Here is a 19,228-nt window from a genome sequence, read left to right as displayed (position 1 = left end):
ACCCGTCGACCGGGAAGAAGTGTCCCCAGTCGATGGTGTGACCGGCGGGAAGGCGGCGGAACCCCTGCATGTCGTTCGCGCCGCCGAAGAACGGGACGTCCGGGTTCGCGGCATTGAGGGGATAGGAGGCGCGCACCATGGAATGCCCGAACCGGTACGCGGCCACGGAGAACTCGACGGGCATGACGATGCGCTTCCTCCAGTCGAAGAGCTTCGTCCGCACCGGATCCTGGCCGTGGCGGCGGAAGACGTCGTCGACGACCGCCCTTCCGGCGATCCTCGGGAGGAAGTCGTGGACGACCGCCCACTGGTAGAGCCAGCGGGTGAGGCGCCGGGCGGCCTCGAAGTCGCTCTCACCGCCGCGCCGGAGCTCCGGGGACGACTGCACCCGGTCGAGCACGGCGTTGTGCAGTCGGAGGAACGCGAGCTGCAATTGCGAGACGGCCGTGTTCTCGTCGTTGCGCGGGTCGCCGATGAGGGCCAGGTCCGCGTCGTCCCGGGGCAGGTCGTCGGCCCCGTCGTGGTGGTCGATCCGCAGCCGGTCGCCGTCGTAGATCACCGGGGAGCCCTGCTTGCCCAGGCCGTACACGCAGTCGAGGTCGAACCGCGGGGTACGGATGTCGACGACGTCGTCGGGGTCGGCGGTCGACCCGAGGATCGAGGTCTCGTCCAGGGTGAGGTCGTGATCGACGAACTGGCCGAAGAAGGTGTAGCCGGCCGGGATGCCGGAGTCGCCCTCCGCGCCGACGGTGGCGGGGTCGGTCATCTGCGCCGCCAGGTCCGCGGCCTGCTGCTCGCTGACCAGAAGCGGCTTCACGTTCCCCCTGATCTCGACGAGCCGCCCGAAGTGGTGCCGGCCGTCGTCGACCATCTCCCTGGTGATCTTCTCGTCGAGCCTGCCGTGGCCGATCTTCCTGCCCTTGTTCGCCATGCCGAAATGCTCCTGTCGAGGATTTCCGCGGGTCCGTCGAGAGCATTTAGGACCTCGCACGGGTTCGCCGGTGGAAACACCACGGTAGGGAGGTCGCAAAGGGCTGTACATGAGCATTCCGGGCCATTCCGGAAATGCGCACCTGGCCCCATCGGGCCATGGCCGACCCCCGGCGGAGCCGCACCGGCGGCCCCGACCTGGCAGCCCCCGGGCACGGCGTGGTCGCCGGCCGCACGGCGGGAGAGGAGAACCGTGCGGTATGCGCGCCGGCTGTCGGGCGGGAGGCGGGTCAGGCGGGGCGCTCGAAGGTGACGAGCAGCCCCTCGACGCCACCGGGGCCGACGCGACCCTTGACGTCGGCGGAGGTGATGGCCTTCAGCTGCCAGCCGTCGCGCGCCTGCTCGTTGAGGACCTTCTCGAGACGGTCGCCGGACATCTTGCCGCCGATCATCTTCTCCCGGAGCTCGACGACCTTGTACTGGTAGGCCACGGCGGCCTCCTTCGCATCGGGGACGGTGATCCGACGGTAGCCGCCCGTGCCGTCCCCAGCCCAGCAGCCGGTCACCCGGCCGGCCCGGCGGAGGGCCGACCACGGCGAGGACGTCGACGTCAGGACGCGGCCACCGCGCTGAGGAGCGCGTAGGCGACCTGGACGCCCCGCACGTCGCCGTGGTCGTGGACGTAGGTGTCGGCGAGGAGGTTGTAGACCTTGGCGGGCGCGAACCCGTACGCGTGCCCGACCTGCTCCAGCACGGCCGCCCGGCCGTCGACCTCGGTCGTGTGCTGCGCCCCGTTGCGGCCCATGCCGCCGTAGGGGTCGTCGGCGTCGCCGAGGGACGCCGCGTTCTGACCGGCGATGCGCGAGGCCAGCGGGTAGGCGACGCCCACGGCCCGGTCGTTCTTCGTGTGGGTGACGACCACCGGACCGGTCACCCGCTGCCGGGCGAGGACTGCGCGGAAGGCGCCCTCCTGCCCTTCGCCGAAGCGGCCGGAGAGGCCGTTGTGCGAGAACGCGGCCTGCAACAGGGTCAGCGTCGAGGCCCGGGCGTCGTCGGGCAGCGCGTTGGCGGCGGCGGTGACGAGCCGTCCGCCGAAGCTGTGTCCGACGAGGTGGACGCGCAGGTCCTCGTGCGGGGTCGCCCGGCACCGTGCCAGCACCGGGGCCAGCCCCTGGACCCCGACCGTGCCCGCGCGCGCCTTCATCCGGTAGTACGTCGTGAGGTTCGCCAGGCGGCGGGCCGCGGCGCCGATCCCGCTCAGCAGGTCGCCGAGCCCCGCGGCGCCGCCGTCGGCACCGACCGCGGTGGCACCCTGCCGGCCGGGCCCCGCGGGGGCGGTGACGGGGTCGCTCATCCCGGCGAAGAGGTCCTCGGGGTCGGCGGTCGCGAAGGCCTCGTAGCCGTCGTCGTCGACCGCGTCGTCGGACCCGGTGAGGGAGCGCAGGGCCTCGACGAACTCCGCGCGGGCACCGGGGTCGGTCTCCAGCCGTGGGACGAGCGCCTTGGCCCTCTCGACCTGCTCGACCCGGGCTTCGGGACGGTCCTGCTCGCCGAGCCGCTCGGGGTCCTCGGCCAGCGCGTCGAGCGTGCGCAACAGCGCCTCGTGGTCCTCCGTCGTCGCGCTCGCGGCACCGCCCCCGGGGATGAGGTCGGCCTCGGCGAAGCGCTTGCTCGGCCAGAACACCTGGCAGACCGTGAGCTCCCGGCCGGACAGTGAGCGCAACGCCTCCGGGGCGTCCGGCAGGTCCCGGATGTCGAGCAGCCGCTGGAGGTTGCCGACGAGCTCGTCGTAGAGGCCCCGCGCCTCGGCGAGGTCGTTGTTCCACCCGTGCGAGAGGACGAGCAGGTCCGAGGTCGACAGCCCCTCGACCAGCGCCTGCACCTGCGCGTCGTCGAAGACCGCGCCGTCCTGGGTGAACTCGATGTCGAACCGCTGCATCGTGGTGCTCCTCTCAGACCGACTGGATGGCTCGGATGAGGTCCACGAGCCCGTGCCCCTCGAAGTAGCGCTCCCGGCCGAGCGGGGAGGCCGTCGTCGTGAAGATGCGCTTGACGTCCTGCGGTCGACCGATGAACTCGCGCCGGATCGACAGGAAGGCCGCGACGGCGCCCGAGACGTGCGGAGCCGCCATGCTCGTCCCGCTGTCCTCGACGTAGTCGGCGAACCGGGCCGACCCGGTGCCCCGCTCCGCGTCGGTGTCCGCGACGGCGGCGTCGAGCCGCTTGCCCGCCGCGCACGAGGTGATCCGCTCGCCGGGGGCCACGAGGTCCGGCTTGAGCCGTCCGTCGCCGGTCGGGCCCTTGGACGAGAAGTAGGAGACGCCGTACATGTAGGGCGCGTCCCGGTGCGTGGAGCCGACGGTGATGGCGAGGTCGGCGTTGCCGGGGTCGTTGATGGTGTTCGACAGCCCGACGTGCGTGGTGCGCTCGCTGGCGGCGACCTGCCCGTACCCGGTGTTCCCGGCGGCCGCCACGACGACGACGCCGGCCTTGACGAGCCGGTCGACCTCGGCGCAGATGGGGCTCTGCCCGCACGCGAACATCTCGGCGTCGAACTCGTAGCCCACGCTGAGATTCACCCCGTGCACCCGCAGCATCTTCGGGTTGTCGTTGAGCCGCTCGCGGATGTAGACCAGCGCGCGGATGACGTCGCTGGAGCGCCCCACGCCGTCGTCGTCGAGCACCTTGAGGCTGACGAGCCGGCACTTCGGGGCGGCGCCGTGCAGGTGGACGGCGTCGTCGAAGGTCCGCGAGACGCTGGACCGCTCCGGCTCGTCGGGCCGACGGCCGGTGCGCTCGACCCGTTCGAACAGGCGCACCGTGACGTCCGGCCCGGTCGGTGCCGCCCCGGCGACGATCCCCGCGACGTGCGTGCCGTGCCCGAAGCCGTCCCGCAGCGCCGCCGCGCGGTGGGCGGCGACCCGGCGCGCCCGCTCGTCGGGGTCGAGGCCGGCCTCGTCGGGGTCGGCCAGCGGCGCGGCCTCGCGCGGCACCCCCGGCGCGTACTCCCCACCGACGTCGACGAAGGTGCGGTGCAGGTCCGTCACCTCGTCCGCGGTGAGGGTGCGGTGGGTGTCGAAGTGCGGGTGGGAGGCGTCGACCCCGGAGTCGACGACGGCCCAGACGACCCCGGCGCCCTCGGCCTCGAAGGAGCGCTGGGCGGCGTTGGCCTTGATCGTCGGAAGGGACCGGTAGATCTGGCTGCGCACCGGGAAGTCCGGCCACAGCTTGTAGACGGAGCGGTGGCGCATCTCGCGGCCCGGGGAGCCCTCCGACCGCTCCTGGGCCCGGCGCTCGTCCTCGCGCAGGAGCCGCCGGCACTCGCTCCAGGTGAGGCGGCAGACCAGGTAGGTGCGCGAGATCGTCGCCGGCTCCGGGGTCCGGCTCGACGCGATCGCCGCGTGGCACTGGAGGAACGCGGCGTGCGCTCCCGCCAGGCCCTCGGCGTGCTGGACGTTGAGCTCGACGATGTACGGCCCGCGCCGGTCCCGTCCGGTCTCGAGCTGCCACTCGTCGCGCTTGGCCTTGTCGTAGAGCGGTGCCGGGGCGAAGGTGCGCGCGAAGGTCCGGCCGACCTCGTGCGGGGCGGGCCGTCCGCCGGGTCGCGCAGCGCCGCGTCGGCGCCGACGCCGCCCACCCGCGGCCGACGCACCGCCCACGTCGTCCGCGCCCTGCGCGCCTCCCGCGTCGTCGTCCCGCGAGTCCGCCATGCCTGACGCTCCCCTCGAGCCGGTCGTCCGCTCCGCGCGCCGTGGCCGGGACCTCGCGGCAGCGTTCCGGCGACGAGGCCGGAGAGACCATGGTTCCGTCGTGCGGGTGGCCCGGCAATAGTCCGGGTTGGGGATGCGCGGGCCCGGCGGCGCCGGTCCCGCTGCCCGGGCGTCAGCAGGAGTAGCCGGGGCGGTCGGCGAGGACGGTGACGACGTCGGCCGTCAGCAGGTCGAGGTCCGCGACGCCGTCGGCGAACACACCGGAGTCCGCCCGGGCGGCCAGCGCGACGGCCACCCGGTGCCCACCCCGGCCGACGACCCCGAGCTGCCGGACGAGGTAGCGACCGTCGGCGCCCGGACCCCAGCCGCCCTTGAAGCGCGCACCCTCGACGCCGCCGAGGCCCCAGCGCTGTCCCGGCTCGACCTGCGCCATCTCCTCGAGCACCTCCCGGACGACCGGGTCGCGCGGCGCCCGGCAGGTGAGCGCGCGCGCGAAGCGGGCCTGGTCGGTCAGCGACCACCGGGTCTGCCCGTAGGGGCTGAACGGGGGCTCGGACACGCTGCTGGAGGTCCGGGTCTCCGCCGAGTCCAGCCGGTCGAGGACGACGTCGACCCGCCGCGCGGCCTGCGCTCCGCCGCCGAGGCCGGTCCACAGCGCGAGGGCGGCGTCGTTGTCGGACCGCCGCAGGGCCCGCGTCACGAGGTCGCGGGTGTCGCCCTGCGGACGGCGCAGCGCGGCCACCGACATCGGCACCTTGACCGTCGACCACGCGGCCCCCGTCCGCAGCCCGCCGAGCCGGTGGATCCCGTCGGCGTCCACCCAGGCCAGGCCCACCTCGCCGTGCAGGCGGCCCCGGACCGCCGCGAACGCGCGGGCCGTCGCGGGGTCGGGGTCGACCAGGGCCGGCCGCGGCGGCTCCGGGCGTGGCGCGGTCGGCGTCGGCGGGGCGGTCGCGACGGGCGGGGTCGGCGGCCCGGCGCTGGGCCCGCCCGGACCGCCGGTCCCGAGCCACACCGCCGACGGCACGGCGGCGAGGACGACGACGCCCGCCAGCAGGGCGACCCGCCGCGGCACGGGGCGTCGGCCGGCCCGTCGGTGCTCCGCCGGGCGGCGCCACGAGGCCCCGCCCGGCGTCACCACGCGGTGAAGCCGCCGTCGACGAGCAGGTCGGTGCCGGTGACGAACGACGCGCGCCCGCCGAGGAGGAAGACGACCGGCTCGGCGATCTCCTCCACCTCGGCCAGCCGCGCCATCGGGGTCTGGTCGGCGAAGGCGGCGTTGACCTCGGGCGGGTTGTCCCGGGTCATCGCCGTCATCGTGTAGCCGGGACTCACGGAGTTGACCCGGAGCCCCTCCGGTGCCCACTCGACGGCCAGCGCCTTGGACAGCTGGATGACGCCCGCCTTCGCGGCGCTGTAGGCGGCGTGCGTGACGCCGCGGTTCACGACGTGCCCGGACATCGACGCGATGTTGACGATCGACCCGCCCCCGGCCATGACGGCGTGCTCGGCCTGGCAGGCGAACATCACCCCGTCGAGGTCGACGTCGAGCACACGGGACCACGACGCGGCGTCGACCCCGGCGGACGGCTCGAGCGCGTCGACGCCCGCGCAGTTGACGGCGTACGACACCCGCCCGAGGTCGCCGGCGGACGACACCGCCGTCCGGACCGCGGCCTGGTCACGCACGTCGACGCCGACGAGCTCACCGCTCACCCCCGCGTCGGCGCACACGGCGTCGAAGGCGGAGCGGTCCGCGGACGGGTGGTCGAGGCACAGCACGTGCACGCCGCGGGCGGCGACGGCGGCGACGACCGCCAGCCCGATGCCCCGGGCGCCCCCGGTGACGACGGCGACCCGCCCGGCCACCAGGTCGGGCGGCACAGCCGGCCCCATCAGTCCTGCTCGACGTAGACGAGGGCGTCGTTGCCGCCCCGGCAGGTCACGGGGGCGGTGTCCTGGCACCGCATCGTGTAGCTCTTCTTCGTCACCGGCGAGCGGGCGGTGACGGTGGCCGGCAGGTCCGAGCTCCCGAGCTCCTTGGCGACCTCCACGGAGAACTCGCACGAGGTGACGTCGTTGCCGCGGTAGGCCACCGCGCCACCGTCCTCGCCGCACCGCGCGGCGCTCGAGGCCATCCGCACCTTCCTGGGGCCCTCGCTCCTCGTCGGCGAGGGCTCCGCCGACGAGGGCGACTCCTCCGGGGTGGGAGAGTCCTCGGGCGACGGCTCGGTCGCGGAGGGGGACTGCGCCGGCGGGGCGGAGGACGACGGCGCCGGGGCCGCGGTCTCCGTCCTCTCTCCGCGGGGCGCGAGCTGCCAGGCGACGACGGCCACGAGCGCGACGACGAGCAGCACGCCCAGGGGAAGGAGGACCGCACCCCGGCCGCGCCGCTCCTCCGAGGGGTCCTTCGTGTCGTTGGGGTAGCGGGCGTCACCGCCGTAACCGGCGCCGCCGTAGCCCCCGCCGGTGTACGGGTGGTCGCCGCCGGACCGGCCGGCGTAGGAGCCGGCCGCGTACCCTCCGGCGGCCGCGTACCCGGCCGGGTCGTCGTCGTACCCGTGGCCGGAGCGGTCGTCCGCCGCGTACCCCGCGTCGTCCTGAGACGGCGGGTCGTACGCGGCGGTCCGCCCGCCGTAGCCGTCGTCGTAGCCGCCCGCCGCCGCGCCGCCGGCGGTGGCGTCGCGGTCGTCCGGCGACATGAGGTCGTCGTACAGGGAGCCGTCCCCGGCGGCGACGACGTCGGCCCCGCAGGCCGCGCAGAACCGGTCCCTGGGGTGGACGCCGGCCCCGCACACGGGACACGAGACGGGGGTCCGTCCGGAAGCGCTCATCGGACCACCATAACCAGCCGTGGCGCCCGGTTCCCAGCCCGCGAGGCGGCCGTGGGCGGGACCCGCTCCGGTCCTCGCGGGACCCGCCGGGCCGAGCCACCCACCGGGTGCCGGGCACCGACGGGCGGGTGAGAATGGCGCCCATGGACGTCGTGAGCAGAGGGTTCGTCGGCCGCCGCAGCGAGCCGGACCCGCGCATCCCGCCCGGTCAGTACCTGGAGTCGGCCTTCCCCGTGCTGTCGATCGGGGCGACCCCGAACGTGCGGACGGAGACCTGGCGGCTCGACGTCAGCGGGCCCGGCGGCGACACCGGGTCGCTCACCTGGGCCGACCTCATGGCGCTGCCGACCGAGAAGGTCACCGTCGACCTGCACTGCGTCACCCAGTGGAGCAAGCTCGACACGACGTGGCGTGGCGTCCCCGTCGCGGCCGTGCTGGACGCCGCCGGGGTCGACGTCGCCGACGCCCGGTACGCGCTGGTCCGCGGCCACGGCGGCTACTCGACGAACCTGCCGCTGGCCGACCTGCTGGACGGTCGGGCGTGGCTCGCGCACACCTACGAGGGTGCGCCGCTGGCCCCCGAGCACGGCGGCCCGGCCCGGCTGCTCGTCCCGCACCTGTACCTGTGGAAGTCGGCGAAGTGGGTGAGCGGCATCGAGCTGCGCCGCGAGGACACGCCCGGGTTCTGGGAGCAGCTCGGCTACCACGAGTACGGCGACCCGTGGCGCGAGCAGCGCTACGTCGGCGACTGAGCGCCGCCGTCCGATGACCGACGCGCCCGACACGCCCGACGCGCCCGACGCCGGGCTGCCGGCCCAATCCCCCGCGACCCCCGGGCGTCCGGCCCCGCTGCCCTGGCTGCGCGCCCGCCTCGACGACGCCTGGCTCGAGACGCGGACCGCCCGCACCCTCGTCCTCGACGTCCCGGGCTGGCCGGGTGGCGACGCCGGCCAGCACGTCGACGTCCGCCTCACCGCCGCCGACGGCTACCGCGCGCAGCGCACGTACTCGATGGCCTCGGCGCCGGAGCGCGACCGGCTCGCCGTCACCGTCCAGCGGGTCGGCGAGGGCGAGGTGTCGCCCTACCTCGTCGAGGTCATGGAGCCCGGGGACGAGTGCGAGGTCCGCGGGCCGGTCGGCGGCTGGTTCCGCTGGGACCCGTCGATGCCGGACCCGGTGCTGCTCGTCGCCGGGGGCTCGGGGGTCGTCCCGCTCATGGCCATGGTCCGGGCGCGGGTCCGCGCCGGGTCCGCCCAGCCGTTCCACCTCGTCTGCTCGGCCCGCACGCCGGACCATGTGTTCTACACCAACGAGCTCTTCGCCCTCACGCAGACCACGCCCGGCCTGCGCGTCGACCGCCTCTACTCGCGCGGCGGGCTGCCCGACGACTCCCGCGAGCCCGGCCGGCTCCGGGCCGAGGACCTGCCCGCACCGGACGCCACCGCCGTCCCGCCGCGGGTCTACGTCTGCGGGCCCACCGGGTTCGTCGAGACCGCGGCCCGCCTGCTCATGGAGCGGGGCCACGCCGTGGACGCGATCCGCACCGAGCGCTTCGGCCCCACCTGACGATCCCGGGGCCGGTTCCGTCAGGGGTCGCAGGTCAGGTGCACGCCGGCCGCGACCCGGTAGGGCGCGGCGGCGACGAGGGCGCCGACGGCGCGCCGCAGCCGGCTGACCTCGGCGCGCACCGTCACCCGGTGCTCGTCGTCGCCGAACAGCGCCCGGCTCAGCGCGGCGGCGCTCAGCCCGTCCGGTCCGGCGGCGGCCAGCAGCCGCAGGATGGCGGCGTGCCGCGGGGTGAGCGACGCCCGCCAGCCCGCGCCGTCCCCTCCGCCGGACACCTCGAGGACGGCCTCGCCGTCGACGACGAGCAGCCGCGCCGACAGCGTCCCCGCGTCGCCGCCGGGCCGCACGAGCCAGCCCTCCCCGAGCCGCTCCGGACGGCACAGCCCGAGCCCCGGCACCGTCAGCGGCCGGTCGGCCCGCGGCGGCGCGATGCGGTCGCGGACGAGCACGCCGCTGTGGTGCGCCACCCAGCCGTCTTCGTCGACGAGCAGCACCGGCCCGGCCGTCGTCGCGAGCACGTGCTGGGCCGAGCGCCGGAGCCGCTGCAGCGACTGCTCGTGGTGCCGCCACAGCCGGGCCTCGGCGAGCCGGGTCGCGGTGTCGACGAGCGCGACGATCGCCGGGTGCAGCGTGAGCGCCGGCCCGGACACGTCGACGACCCCGAGCAGCGCCCCGGTGCGCGGGTCGTGGATGGGTGAGGCGGTGCAGTACCAGGGGTGCTGGCCCTCCTCGAAGTGCTCGGCCGAGAACAGCTGGACGGGCGCCTGCTCGGCGAGCGCCGTGCCGATGGCGTTGGTCCCGACGTGGTCCTCGGTCCAGGTCGCGCCCTCGGTGAAGCCGAGCCGGTCCGCGGTCCGCAGCACCCCGGCCGACCCCTCGCGCCACAGGATGACGCCGTCGGCGTCGGTGACGACGACGATGAACCGCGAGGCGTCGGCGACCGAGGTGAGCACCCCGCGGACCTCGTCGACGACGAGCGCCAGCGGCGAGCGGTGCCGTCGCCGTTCCAGCTCGGCCAGGGGGAGCGGGTCGCGGGCGTTCGCGTGCGTCGGGTCCAGGCCGAAGCCGAGCACCCGGGTCCACGAGCGGGAGACCAGGGGCCGTACCGGGGCCGGCGGCGCTCCGCCGCCCATGACGGCGTCGTGCACCTCGCGCAGGGCACGGGCGTGCCGGCCGAGGTCGGTGCCCGGCACCACGGCACTGCCCGTGTACGGCGTCATCGCCCACTCCTCCCGCCCGGCCGCGACGACGGCGGGCGACCTCGTCAGGCTAGTCCGGATCCGGGGCGCACGCCCTGCCGGGACGGCCAGGTGCAACGTGCTGCAACCCTTCCCGGGCCGGGCTGCGCGGGGGTGTCCTGGACGGTGACGGCGGGTCGACGACGCCCCGCCCTGCCCGGAAGGAGCCCTGCATGACCGACACCCTGGAGCGCCCCGCCACCGAGGAGGGAGCGCCACAGGACCGGGCCGCCGCCTGGCTCACCGGCTTCGAGGAGGCCCTGGCCGCCCGCGACACCGAGCGCGCCGCCGGCATGTTCGCCGCGACGAGCTTCTGGCGCGACCTCGTGTCCTTCACCTGGAACATCACCACCGTCGAGGACCCGGACGGCGTGCGCGACCTGCTGGACGCGACGCTGGAGCGCACCGACCCCTCGGGCTTCGGGACCACCGAGGACGCGACGGAGGACGGTGGCGTCGTCACCGCCTGGTTCCGGTTCGAGACCGCGGTCGGCCGCGGCTCGGGTCTGCTGCGCCTGACGGAGGAGGACGGCGAGGACCGGGCGTGGACGTTCCTCACCACCCTCGACGAGCTCAAGGGCCACGAGGAGCCGCGCGGCACCAACCGGCGGATGGGCGCCGAGCACGGCGCGAACAAGACGCGCCGGACGTGGAAGGAGCAGCGCCAGGACGAGGCCGAGTCCCTCGGCTCGACGACCCAGCCCTACGTGCTCGTCGTCGGCGGCGGACAGGGCGGCATCGCGCTCGGCTCGCGGCTGCGGCAGCTCGGGGTGCCGAGCCTCGTCGTCGACAAGCACCCCCGCCCCGGCGACCAGTGGCGGAACCGGTACAAGTCGCTCTGCCTCCACGACCCGGTCTGGTACGACCACCTGCCCTACATCAAGTTCCCCGACACCTGGCCGGTCTTCGCCCCGAAGGACAAGATCGGCGACTGGCTCGAGAGCTACGTGACGGTCATGGAGATCCCCTACTGGAGCAACACCGAGGCCAAGAGCGCGACGTGGAGCGAGGAGGCGGGGGAGTGGACCGTCGAGGTCGAGAAGGACGGCCGGCCGCTGACCCTGCGGCCCACCCACGTCGTCTTCGCCACCGGCATGTCCGGCCAGCCGCGCATGCCGGAGGTCGAGGGCGTCGACGTGTTCCGCGGGGACGTCCACCACAGCTCGCGCCACCCCGGACCGGACGCCTACGCCGGCAAGAAGGCGGTCGTCATCGGCAGCAACAACAGCGCCTTCGACATCTGCGGCGCGCTCTGGGAGAACGACGCCGACGTGACGATGGTGCAGCGCACCTCGACCCACATCATCAAGTCCGACAGCCTCATGGAGTACGGCCTCGGCGACCTGTACTCCGAGCGCGCCGTGGCCGCCGGGGTGACGACCGAGAAGGCGGACATGATCTTCGCCTCGCTGCCCTACCGGATCCTCCACGAGTTCCAGACCCCGATCTACGAGAAGGTCGCCGAGGTCGACAAGGACTTCTACGACCGTCTCGAGAACGCCGGCTTCTGGCTCGACTGGGGCGACGACGGCTCGGGGTTGTTCATGAAGTACCTGCGCCGCGGCTCCGGCTACTACATCGACGTGGGCGCCGCCGAGCTCGTCGCGAACGGGGAGGTTAAGCTCGCGCACGGGCAGGTCGTCCGGCTCACCGAGGACGCCGTCGTGCTCGACGACGGCACCGAGCTGCCCGCCGACCTCGTCGTCTTCGCCACGGGCTACACCTCGATGAACGGCTGGGTGGCCGACCTCGTCGACCAGGAGACGGCCGACCGCCTCGGCAAGTGCTGGGGCCTGGGCTCGGACACGACGAAGGACCCCGGCCCGTGGGAGGGCGAGCAGCGCAACATGTGGAAGCCGACCCAGGTGCCGAACCTGTGGATGCACGGCGGCAACCTGCACCAGTCGCGGCACTACAGCCAGTTCCTCGCGCTGCAGCTCAAGGCCCGCTTCGAGGGCATCGACACCCCCGTCCACCGGCTGCAGGAGGTGCACCACACCGCCTGACCCTGGCCGTCCCGACGACGTCGGTCGGGTCGCCGAGAGATGCGTTGCATCGCGGCGACCCGGCCGACGTCGTCGTGTCCGGGGTCATCACGACCGCCGCAGTCCAGACGGCCCCTCCGTCGCGCGTACGGCCGCCGTCCCGACGGCCCGGCTGGGCGCCGTCCGACGGGGCTGCGGTCGTGACCGGACCGTGACCACCGGTGTCGGCGGGGGTCTTGACGATGTCCCTCCGCACAGTTACTTTGGTTCTAAATTTAGTGTCGAAAAAAGGAGTGACGACGATGTCACAGCCCGTGCTGAGCACCTCGCGCGGCGACGTGGTCCGGGCCGCCATGCTCGGGCTGCTCGGCACGCGTGGTCCGACCTCGCGGGCCGACATCGCCCGGGCGCTCGGGGTCAGCCCGGCGACGGTCACCCAGACGACCAAGGAGCTCCTCGCCCGCGACCTCGTCCTCGAGCTCGCGTCCGTGCCGAGCCAGGGCGGACGTCCGGCCCGGCTGCTGGGCCTCGTCGACGACGCCGCGGGAGCCATCGGGATCAAGGTCACCGCCGACCACGTCCGGCTGGTCTCGGTGGGCCTCGACGGTGCCGTGCGCACCGACCGGTCCGTCGACTATGACGCCTTCCGGCCGCACGCACTCGACGCGCTGACCGACGTGCTCGCCGAGGCCGTCGCCGGCCACGTCGGCCCGCTGCTGGGTATCGGCGTCGGGCTGCCGGGCGCCGTCGACGGGCAGGCCTCCGGCGTGGTCGACGCGCCGACGCTCGGCTGGGACCGGGTGCCCGTCGGTCCGACCCTGCGCGCGGCCCTGGAGCTGCCGGTGCTCGTCGACAACGACGTCAACACCCTCGCCGCCGCCGAGACGCTCTACGGCACCGGCCGCGACCACGAGGACTTCCTCGTCGTCACCATCGGTCGTGGCGTCGGGCTCGGCATCGTCACCCGCGGCGTCGTGAGCCGCGGGGCGCACGGCGGCGCGGGCGAGTTCGGACACACCCCCGTGGCTCCTGACGGCCCCCTCTGCGGCTGTGGCAACCACGGCTGCCTCGAGGGGTTCGTCGGCGAGTCCGGGTTGCTCGCGGCGGCCCGCGAGCGCCGGGTCCTCACCGCCGGCGGCACGGTCGCCGACCTCGCCCGGGCCGCTCATGACGGCGACGCCGCGGCCCGGTCGGTCTACGCCGACGCGGGGACGCTGCTCGGCCGGGCGCTGGCGGGTGCCGTGCACCTGCTCGACCCCGAGGTCGTCGTCGTCCTCGGAGAGGGCATCGGGGAATGGACTTTCTGGGAGTCCGCCTTCGAGGAGGCACTGCGGCGCCACCTCATGCCCACCCGACGTGGCGTCCCGGTGCGGATCGAACCCTGGAGCGAGGACCGCTGGGCGGTCGGCGCGGCCTCCCTCGTGCTCGCGACCCCCTTCGACGCGGTGTCGACCGGCCGCGAGGGCGAGCTCGTCCGGGCCCGCCTCCAGACCGCGGCGGTGTCGCGGTGAGCGTCGTCGGCGCGCTGCGCCCGACCCGTCGTCCGTCTGCGGGCGGCGCGTCCCGAGCCGGTGGGGCCAGAGGCTCGGCCTGGCGGAACCGCGGCTGGGTCCTGCTGTTCCTCGCCCCGAGCGCGATTCCGCTGCTGATGTTCACCGTCCTGCCGATGCTGGGTTCCGTGTGGGTGTCGTTGCACTCCTGGAACCTCATCTCGCCGATGAGATGGGTGGGCCTGGACAACTACCGCGGGCTGCTCGATGACCCGACCACCCGCCACGTCTTCCGCAACACCCTGTTGTACTGCCTGGGGTACCTGCCGCTCGTGTACGCCGGCGGGCTCGGTCTGGCGCTGGCGCTCAACCAGCGCCTGCGCGGCCGCAGCCTCTTCCGGGCCGCGTTCTTCCTGCCCGTCGTCACGAGCTGGGTCGTCGTGGCCCTGGTCTGGAAGTGGCTGCTCAACCCCTCCAACGGCCTGGTCAACACCGTGCTCGGCGCGGTCGGCCTGCCCCAGCCGGGGTGGTGGACCGACCCGACGTGGGCGCTGCCGGCGGTCATCCTGTCCTCGGCGTGGAAGGACCTCGGCTTCGTCATGGTCATCATGCTCGCGGGGCTGCAGGCCATCCCGGCCGACGTGCTCGAGGCCGCCCGCGCCGACGGCGCGAACGCCTGGCAGCGCTTCTGGCGGATCACGCTGCCGCTGCTGTCGCCGTCGACGTTCTTCGTCGTCGTCATCAGCCTCATCAACGGCTTCCAGGTCTTCGACCAGGTGTACGTGATGACCGGCGGCGGGCCCTCCGGTGCCAGCCAGGTCGTCGTCGGCCAGATCTACGACCTCACCTTCCGGTACGGCCGCGCGGGTGAGGCCAGCGCCCTGTCCTGGCTGCTCTTCGCGGTCATCCTCCTCATCACGGCCGTGCAGATCCGCGGCCAGAAACGGTGGGTCCACCATGCCTGACACCCTCGCCCGCGGCACCGCCGTGCCGGTCTCCGCCCCCGAGCCCCCGGAGGAGCCCGTGCGCACCACCACCGCTCCCGCCCCCGCGGCCCGGGCTGCGCGCCGCCGGCTTCGTCCCGGCCGGGCGCTCACCCTTGTGCTCGTTGCGCTCGGCGCCGCCCTCATGCTCTTCCCCTTCCTGTGGACGGTGGTCACCTCGGTCACCCCCGACGGCAGCCTGGCCGGGGGGCCGACCCTCATCGTCAAGGACCCCACGCTCGACGCCTACCGCACGCTGCTCGACACCCTGCCGATGTGGCGGATCGCGCTGAACTCGTTCTGGGTCGCCGTCGCCTCGACCGGCATGCAGCTGGTCACCGGCGCGATGGCGGCGTACGCGTTCGCGCGGCTGGAGTTCCGCGGCAAGAACGTCGTCTTCGGTCTCTACCTCGCGACGCTCATGGTGCCCCTGCAGGTGCTCGTCGTCCCGCTGTTCATCGAGATGAAGACCCTGAACCTGCAGGACACCTACGCCGGGCTGCTCGCGCCCAGCATCGCCTCGGCGTTCGGGGTCTTCCTCCTGAAGCAGGCGGTCGAGTCCGTGCCCCGCGAGCTGGACGAGGCCGCGACGATCGACGGCGCGAGCCACCTGCGGATCTTCCTGCAGATCGTGGTCCCGCTCGTCCGCCCTGCCCTGGCCACCGTCGCGGTGTTCGCCTTCATGGCCAGCTGGAACACCTTCCTGTGGCCCCTGGTCATCATCCGCTCCCCGGAGTTCATGACCCTGCCCCTCGGCCTGGCGACCCTGCAGGGCCAGTTCACCACCGAGTGGGACGTCGTCATGGCGGGCTCGGTGTTCTCGATCGTCCCCATCGCCGTCGTCTACCTGCTCGCCCAGCGCCACATCATCGCCGGCGTGGCCCACACCGGCATCAAGTGACTCTCGCTCCCTCCAGCGCACCCCCACCGAAAGGAACCCCCACCATGCGCACCATCATCAGGCGCAGCGCCGCGCCTGCCGCCATCGCCCTCACTCTCGCCCTCGGGGCCTGTGCGCAGGGATCGGCCACGCGGACCGACGACGCCGCGGCCACGGGTGGCCCGGTGACCGTCCGCTACATGAACTTCTCCGCGAACGGCGGCCACGAGCAGGACCTCGACGCCATCAAGAGCGCGTTCGAGTCGGCGAACCCCGACATCAAGATCCAGCTCGAGACCGTCCCCTACGACGACTACTTCACGAAGCTGCAGACCGCCGTCGCCGGTGGCACGGCGTCGGACGCGTTCGAGCTCAACTACGAGAACTTCGTCACCTACTCCTCGAACGGCTCGCTCGCGGCGCTCAAGGACGTCGACGGCTCGGCGTACAAGCCCTCCCTGCTCGAGGCGTTCTCGGCCGACGGCACGCAGTACGGCCTGCCCGAGTCCTTCTCCAACGTCGTCCTCTTCTACAACAAGGACCTCTTCGCCGAGGCCGGCGTCGACGAGCCCACCGCGGACTGGACCTGGGCCGACGAGAAGGCCGCGGCCGAGAAGCTGACGGACAAGAAGAAGGGCGTCTGGGGCGACTATCAGCCCATCTCGTTCTTCGAGTACTACAAGGCGGTCGCCCAGGCCGGCGGCGAGTTCGTGAGCCCCGACGGGTCCGCCGCGGCGTTCGACTCCGACGCGGGGCGGGCCGCCGCCGAGTGGCTCGTCGGCAAGTCCGGCACGACGATGCCCATGGAGGCCGACGGTGCGGGGACCCCGGACTTCGACTCCAAGCTGTTCAAGGACGGCAAGCTCGCGATGTGGCACACCGGAATCTGGATGTTCGGCGGGATGGCCGACGCCCCCTTCGACTGGGACATCGTCGTCGAGCCGGGCGACACGACGAAGGCCTCGGCGATGTTCACCAACGGTGCCGTCGTCAACGCCCAGAGCAAGAACCAGGAGGCCGCCCAGAAGTGGGTCACCTTCCTCACCTCCTCGGACGAGATGGTCCAGAAGCGCCTCGAGACCAGCTGGGAGCTGCCGCCGGTCGCCGACGAGTCGCAGCTCGCCAGCTACCTCGACACCGGCGAGCCGAAGAATCGGCAGGCCGTCTTCGACTCCCTCGACGCCACGGTGCTGCCGCCGGTCATCGAGCGTCAGCAAGAGATGCAGGACGCCGTGGACAAGCAGCTCGGCGACGCCGCCGCCGGCCGGACCCCGGTAGACGAGGCGGTGGCCAAGGCGGCGAAGGCCGTCGACGCCCTCCTGAAGTGACCGACTGATCCACCGACCGACGAGATCGACCTCCATCGGGCCCGGGGCGCGACCCGCCCCGGGCCCGACGGACCGACCGGGGAAGCCGACCATGACGACGATCGACCACCACCGCGCCGACGACCTCGCGGCCCTGGCCCGACGCAGCCATGCCGTGATCCGCCAGCACCAGCACCCCTCCGGCGCCTACCCGGCGTCCCCGACCTTCTCGGCCTACCGCGGCTACGCGTGGCTGCGGGACGGCGGATTCACCGCCGAGGGGATGTCGCGGTACGGCGACGTCGCCTCCGTCGACGCCTTCCACGACTGGGTCGACCGCACCCTGGGCGCACGTCGAGACCGGCTCGACGAGGTCCTGAGCCTGCGGTCCGCCGGCCGTGAGGTACCGGGCGACCTGCTGCTGCCGACGCGATTCACCCTGGACGGCGCCGACGGCACCGACGAGTGGTGGGACTTCCAGACCGACGGCTACGGCACCTGGCTCTGGTCGGTGGTCACGCACGCCCGACGCCACGGCGGCGACCTGCGGCGCTGGAGGCGCGGCATCGAGGTCGCGGTCGACTTCGCCTGCGCGTTCTGGGCCGAGCCCTGCTACGACTGGTGGGAGGAGCACGACGAGCAGCGGCACGTCTCGACACTGGCCGCGGTCGTGGGCGGGCTGGAGGCGGTCGCCGAGGCCGGCGTGCTGGACGAGGGGCGCGCGGCCCGCTGCCGCGAGGTCGCGTCCGCCGCCCGCGCGCTCGTCCTCGCCGAGGGCGTCGCGGACGGGCACCTGACGAAGTGGCTGGGAGACAACGCCGTCGACGGCTCCCTGCCCGCGTGCATCGTACCCTTCGGGCTCGTCGAGGTCGGGTCGCCGCTGGCTCGCGCGACGCTCACCGCCGTCGCATCGGACCTCGACGCCGACGGCGGGGTCCACCGCTTCCTCGCCGACGTCTTCTACGGAGGGGGGCAGTGGCTGCTCCTGTCGTGTTTCCTCGGCTGGAACCTCGCGGCCCAGGGTGAGCGGGACGGCGCCCTGCGGCTGCTGGAGTGGGTGGCCGGCCAGGTCACCGACGACGGCGAGATGCCCGAGCAGGTGGGCCACGACCTCCTGCACCCGGGCAGCCGCGACGAGTGGGTCGAGCGCTGGGGCGAGGTCGCAACGCCGCTGCTGTGGTCGCACGGTATGTACCTCGTGCTGGCCGACGAGCTCGGCCGGCTGCAGGAGGTCCCCGCGTGACCGGAGCACTGGTCGAGCACCGGCCGCACGGCATCGAGCACCCGTACGCCACGTCGCTGGACCAGCGTGTGCCGGTTCTGCCGATGTCGGGCGAACGGGTGCTGCTCGGTGTCCAGGCCGTGCCGGAGGTCGCGGCCGTGACCTGCGACTGGGCCCCGCTGGACGAGACCGGTCGCCCCGGTGCACCCGAGGTCCTTCGCCTGGACCCGCGGGTGGCCGCCGAGGCCGACGCCGCCGCGCTCGCCGGTGGCGAGGGTCACCTGGCGGCGGCCCAGGCGGCACAGCTCGGCGGGGAGGGCGGCTGGGCGGCCACGACGCCGCCGGTGGACCGTCCGTTCGCCTACCGCTTCCACGCCCGCACCGGTGACGGCCGCGAGCACACCACCGACTGGTACACAATCCGACCTGCGCGCTGGGTGCACGAGGTCCCGGACGGCCTGGCGGCCACGTGCACCGGAGGCGGGCAGCGGGTCGTCGACGGCTCGCTGGAGTGGCTGGTCACCGACACCGGGGTCGAGCGGGCCCGGCTGGCGCTGGCCCTGCGCCCCGGCGACCACGTCGTCGGTCTGGGTGAGCGCTACGACGCGCTCGACCAGGCCGGTCGCACCCCGGACGCCGTCGTCTTCGAGCAGTACAAGTCCCAGGGCCGGCACCGCCGCACCTACCTGCCCATGCCGTTCGCCCACGTCGTGGGGGCCGACGGCGGCTCGTGGGGCTTCCACGTGCGCACCACGCGGCGCACCTGGTACGACGTCGGCGCCGCCGACTCCGGCCGGCTGGAGGTCGAGGTCGCCCTGGGGGGCTCGACGTCCGAGACCCTCGACGTCGGGGTGTTCGAGGGGACGCCCACCGAGGTGCTCACGGCGTTCCTCGACGAGGTCGGCCGCGCCGAGGAGCTGCCGTCCTGGGTGTTCCGCCTCTGGGCGTCCGGGAACGAGTGGAACACCCAGCGCCTCGTGCGCGAACGGATGGACACCCACCGCGAGCTCGACATCCCCGTCGGCGTCGTCGTCATCGAGGCGTGGTCGGACGAGGAGGGCATCATGATCTTCCGCGACGCCG

General features: G+C 73.8%; 17 protein-coding genes. 9 read left to right on the top strand and 8 right to left on the bottom strand.

The genetic code is table 11. The features are described 5' to 3' along the window. The 7 genes from EPD83_RS17410 to EPD83_RS17380 form a co-directional block, all read right to left on the bottom strand. A partial coding sequence (locus EPD83_RS17410) for a peroxidase family protein (RefSeq protein ID WP_322095803.1) occupies positions 1–931 on the bottom strand: 931 nt, incomplete at its 3' end. Between the two features lie 289 nt (positions 932–1,220). Beyond that, positions 1,221–1,421, bottom strand: a complete 201-nt coding sequence (locus EPD83_RS17405; protein ID WP_165566930.1) for a DUF4177 domain-containing protein — start codon at positions 1,419–1,421, stop codon at positions 1,221–1,223. A 119-nt stretch (positions 1,422–1,540) separates the two neighbouring features. Beyond that, positions 1,541–2,869 carry an alpha/beta fold hydrolase gene (locus tag EPD83_RS17400; protein WP_165566929.1) on the bottom strand — a complete coding sequence of 443 codons (1,329 nt, stop codon included), beginning with the start codon at positions 2,867–2,869 and terminating at the stop codon, positions 1,541–1,543. Positions 2,870–2,882: 13 nt separating this feature from the next. After that, positions 2,883–4,640 carry a S8 family peptidase gene (locus EPD83_RS17395; protein WP_128367926.1) on the bottom strand — a complete coding sequence of 586 codons (1,758 nt, stop codon included), beginning with the start codon at positions 4,638–4,640 and terminating at the stop codon, positions 2,883–2,885. A 172-nt stretch (positions 4,641–4,812) separates the two neighbouring features. Beyond that, positions 4,813–5,715, bottom strand: a complete 903-nt coding sequence (locus EPD83_RS17390; protein ID WP_128367925.1) for a hypothetical protein — start codon at positions 5,713–5,715, stop codon at positions 4,813–4,815. Between the two features lie 59 nt (positions 5,716–5,774). Next, positions 5,775–6,524 (bottom strand): SDR family oxidoreductase, encoded by a 750-nt coding sequence (locus EPD83_RS17385; protein WP_165566928.1) that lies wholly within the window; start codon positions 6,522–6,524, stop codon positions 5,775–5,777. An 11-nt stretch (positions 6,525–6,535) separates the two neighbouring features. After that, positions 6,536–7,474 (bottom strand): zinc ribbon domain-containing protein, encoded by a 939-nt coding sequence (locus EPD83_RS17380; RefSeq protein ID WP_165566927.1) that lies wholly within the window; start codon positions 7,472–7,474, stop codon positions 6,536–6,538. A gap of 143 nt (positions 7,475–7,617) precedes the next feature. Here EPD83_RS17380 and EPD83_RS17375 point away from each other — a divergent pair, with 143 nt between their 5' ends. Further along, positions 7,618–8,226 carry a sulfite oxidase-like oxidoreductase gene (locus tag EPD83_RS17375; protein ID WP_128367544.1) on the top strand — a complete coding sequence of 203 codons (609 nt, stop codon included), beginning with the start codon at positions 7,618–7,620 and terminating at the stop codon, positions 8,224–8,226. A gap of 13 nt (positions 8,227–8,239) precedes the next feature. After that, a complete protein-coding gene (locus EPD83_RS17370) occupies positions 8,240–9,040 on the top strand; it encodes a ferredoxin reductase (RefSeq protein WP_128367543.1) in 801 nt (266 codons plus the stop codon). A gap of 20 nt (positions 9,041–9,060) precedes the next feature. Here the strand turns inward: EPD83_RS17370 and EPD83_RS17365 are convergent, their stop codons facing one another. After that, positions 9,061–10,260 (bottom strand): GAF domain-containing protein, encoded by a 1,200-nt coding sequence (locus EPD83_RS17365; protein ID WP_165566926.1) that lies wholly within the window; start codon positions 10,258–10,260, stop codon positions 9,061–9,063. Between the two features lie 191 nt (positions 10,261–10,451). Between EPD83_RS17365 and EPD83_RS17360 the strand changes: the two genes are divergently transcribed. The 7 genes from EPD83_RS17360 to EPD83_RS17330 form a co-directional block, all read left to right on the top strand. Next, positions 10,452–12,284 (top strand): flavin-containing monooxygenase, encoded by a 1,833-nt coding sequence (locus EPD83_RS17360; protein ID WP_165566925.1) that lies wholly within the window; start codon positions 10,452–10,454, stop codon positions 12,282–12,284. 281 nt (positions 12,285–12,565) lie between these two features. After that, the gene (locus EPD83_RS17355; RefSeq protein WP_205859585.1) at positions 12,566–13,774 is read left to right on the top strand and encodes an ROK family transcriptional regulator; all 1,209 of its coding nucleotides are present in this window, start codon (positions 12,566–12,568) and stop codon (positions 13,772–13,774) included. 155 nt (positions 13,775–13,929) lie between these two features. Next, positions 13,930–14,718, top strand: coding sequence for a carbohydrate ABC transporter permease (locus EPD83_RS17350; RefSeq protein ID WP_235950689.1), 789 nt, complete (start codon positions 13,930–13,932; stop codon positions 14,716–14,718). Beyond that, on the top strand, positions 14,711–15,637 hold the full coding sequence (locus EPD83_RS17345; RefSeq protein WP_205859584.1) for a carbohydrate ABC transporter permease: 927 nt from the start codon (positions 14,711–14,713) through the stop codon (positions 15,635–15,637). The genes EPD83_RS17350 and EPD83_RS17345 overlap by 8 nt, the downstream gene beginning before the upstream one ends. A 44-nt stretch (positions 15,638–15,681) precedes the next feature. Further along, positions 15,682–16,944, top strand: coding sequence for an ABC transporter substrate-binding protein (locus tag EPD83_RS17340; RefSeq protein WP_165566924.1), 1,263 nt, complete (start codon positions 15,682–15,684; stop codon positions 16,942–16,944). A gap of 91 nt (positions 16,945–17,035) precedes the next feature. Continuing rightward, the gene (locus EPD83_RS17335) at positions 17,036–18,166 is read left to right on the top strand and encodes a glycoside hydrolase family 15 protein (RefSeq protein ID WP_128367927.1); all 1,131 of its coding nucleotides are present in this window, start codon (positions 17,036–17,038) and stop codon (positions 18,164–18,166) included. Continuing rightward, positions 18,163–19,228 (top strand): hypothetical protein (locus tag EPD83_RS17330; protein WP_205859583.1); only part of this gene is annotated, 1,066 nt, incomplete at its 3' end. The genes EPD83_RS17335 and EPD83_RS17330, both read left to right, overlap by 4 nt.

The organism is Phycicoccus flavus, assembly GCF_004025965.2.
Classification (GTDB): Bacteria; Actinomycetota; Actinomycetes; order Actinomycetales; family Dermatophilaceae; genus Phycicoccus; species Phycicoccus flavus.
Note: the sequence above shows the minus strand (reverse complement) of the source record. Positions and strands in the feature narration are given on the sequence as shown.

Bases quoted from the DNA above. Each gene is read 5' to 3' on its own strand.
- EPD83_RS17400 (WP_165566929.1), bottom strand. From the start codon at position 2,869: ATGCAGCGGTTCGACATCGAGTTCACCCAGGACGGCGCGGTCTTCGAC.
- EPD83_RS17395 (WP_128367926.1), bottom strand. From the start codon at position 4,640: ATGGCGGACTCGCGGGACGACGACGCGGGAGGCGCGCAGGGCGCGGAC.
- EPD83_RS17380 (WP_165566927.1), bottom strand. From the start codon at position 7,474: ATGAGCGCTTCCGGACGGACCCCCGTCTCGTGTCCCGTGTGCGGGGCC.
- EPD83_RS17375 (WP_128367544.1), top strand. From the start codon at position 7,618: ATGGACGTCGTGAGCAGAGGGTTCGTCGGCCGCCGCAGCGAGCCGGAC.
- EPD83_RS17370 (WP_128367543.1), top strand. From the start codon at position 8,240: ATGACCGACGCGCCCGACACGCCCGACGCGCCCGACGCCGGGCTGCCG.
- EPD83_RS17365 (WP_165566926.1), bottom strand. From the start codon at position 10,260: ATGACGCCGTACACGGGCAGTGCCGTGGTGCCGGGCACCGACCTCGGC.
- EPD83_RS17360 (WP_165566925.1), top strand. From the start codon at position 10,452: ATGACCGACACCCTGGAGCGCCCCGCCACCGAGGAGGGAGCGCCACAG.
- EPD83_RS17355 (WP_205859585.1), top strand. From the start codon at position 12,566: ATGTCACAGCCCGTGCTGAGCACCTCGCGCGGCGACGTGGTCCGGGCC.
- EPD83_RS17350 (WP_235950689.1), top strand. From the start codon at position 13,930: ATGCTGGGTTCCGTGTGGGTGTCGTTGCACTCCTGGAACCTCATCTCG.
- EPD83_RS17345 (WP_205859584.1), top strand. From the start codon at position 14,711: ATGCCTGACACCCTCGCCCGCGGCACCGCCGTGCCGGTCTCCGCCCCC.
- EPD83_RS17340 (WP_165566924.1), top strand. From the start codon at position 15,682: ATGCGCACCATCATCAGGCGCAGCGCCGCGCCTGCCGCCATCGCCCTC.
- EPD83_RS17335 (WP_128367927.1), top strand. From the start codon at position 17,036: ATGACGACGATCGACCACCACCGCGCCGACGACCTCGCGGCCCTGGCC.